This is a genomic window from Rhizobium ruizarguesonis (assembly GCF_012349115.1).
Classification (GTDB): domain Bacteria; phylum Pseudomonadota; class Alphaproteobacteria; order Rhizobiales; family Rhizobiaceae; genus Rhizobium; species Rhizobium ruizarguesonis.
In genome coordinates this window covers 1-1529 of the sequence record NZ_PQIG01000009.1, presented here as the reverse complement: position 1 = coordinate 1529, position 1529 = coordinate 1, and the positions used below count along the sequence as shown (strand labels likewise).

Sequence of the window (1529 nt, the reverse complement as noted above, 5' to 3'; positions counted from 1 at the left end):
TCAGACTGCTGACAAACCCCTGGCACCGTCCAGGGGTTTGTGATTCATTGGGACATGTTGAAGAAACCTGCCCCCACCCAGACGGCTCTTGAGATGGTGACGCTCGACAGCCTGGTGCCAAAGGATCACGTGCTTCGCAAGATCGATGCGGTGATCGACTTTTCCTTCATCCATGGCCGGGTTGCGGGGCTTTATTGCGCCGACAACGGCCGCCCGCCGCTCGATCCGACCTTGATGTTCAAGGCGCTGTTCATTGGCTACCTGTTCGGCATCCGCTCGGAGCGTCAGCTGGTGCGCGAGATTGAGGTCAACGTCGCCTATCGCTGGTTTCTGCAGATGAAGCTGACGGATGGTGTGTTTGACGCCTCGACGCTGTCGCAAAACCGCCGCCGGCGCTTCAACGACACCTCGGTTGCACAGGACATCTTTGATCATATCGTTGAGCAGGCGATCCGTCATGGCCTGGTGGATGGCACGGTGCTTTATACGGATTCAACGCATCTGAAGGCGAATGCCAACAAGGGCAAATATGATCTTGCGATGATCGAAAAGTCGCGTTCCGATTACTGGGCCGACCTCGACCGGGCGATTGAGGCCGAGCGGGCACTCCACGGCCAGAAGCCCTTGAAGGAAAAAGAGCGCGAGCCGGAGGTGAAGGAAACCAAGGTGTCGCGCACCGATCCCGACAGCGGCTACATGGTGCGCGACGGCAAGCCGAAGGGCTTCTTCTACCTCGATCACCGCACGGTGGATGGCAAGCTGGCGATCATCACCGACACCCATGTCACGCCCGCCAATGTGCATGACAGTATCGTCTATCTCGACCGGCTGGACCGGCAGCGTGAGCGGTTCGGCTTCGAGGTCGGTGCTGTCGGGCTGGATGCCGGCTATGCGACATCCGGCATCGCCAAGGGTCTTGAAGACCGCACCATCCTCGGTGTCACCGGCTATCGCAATCCGACCCCGCCCAGAGCCGGCATGATGCGCAAGTCGAAATTCGGCTATGAGCCCGAGACAGACGGTTACCGCTGCCCCGAAGGCCAACTGCTCGCCTATGCCACCACCGACCGCAACGGTTATCGCCACTATCGTTCGGATCCTGCCATCTGCCGCGATTGTCCGTTGTTGGCCTCCTGCACCAATAACGCCACGGCGACACGTACCATCACCCGCCATGTCTGGGCCGATGCCCGCCAGCGCACCGATGCCAACCGCCTGACCCCTTGGGGCAAGGCAATCTACAAGCGGCGAAAGGAGACGGTCGAACGTTCCTTCGCCGATGCCAAGCAGCTTCACGGGCATCGCTATGCCCGCTTCCGAAGTCTCACCCGAGTCTCATGCCAGTGCCTGTTGGCTGCGGCCGCCCAAAACATCAAGAAGATCGCAATGGCGCTCACCACAGCGTCAAAACCAGCCATGGCGTGAGCCGATACATCCTTCTTCACCTCCGCCAAAACACTACCGCCAAAAAAATCCAATCCGCAAAAACAAAACCCGCCGAAAAATCGACGGGTTTGTCAGCGGTCTGA

At 59.4% G+C, this 1529-nt stretch carries 1 protein-coding gene; it reads left to right on the top strand.

Annotation, left to right across the window (positions count from 1 at the left end; translation table 11 throughout):
- Positions 1-54: 54 nt before the first annotated feature.
- Complete coding sequence (locus tag C3Y91_RS02415; RefSeq protein ID WP_075226224.1) at positions 55-1425, top strand: IS1182-like element ISRle11 family transposase; 1371 nt, start codon at positions 55-57, stop codon at positions 1423-1425.
- Positions 1426-1529 lie beyond the last annotated feature (104 nt).

What these genes read in the sequence shown, in the direction of transcription:
- C3Y91_RS02415 (WP_075226224.1), top strand. Translation starts at nt 55, where the DNA reads ATGTTGAAGAAACCTGCCCCCACCCAGACGGCTCTTGAGATGGTGACG.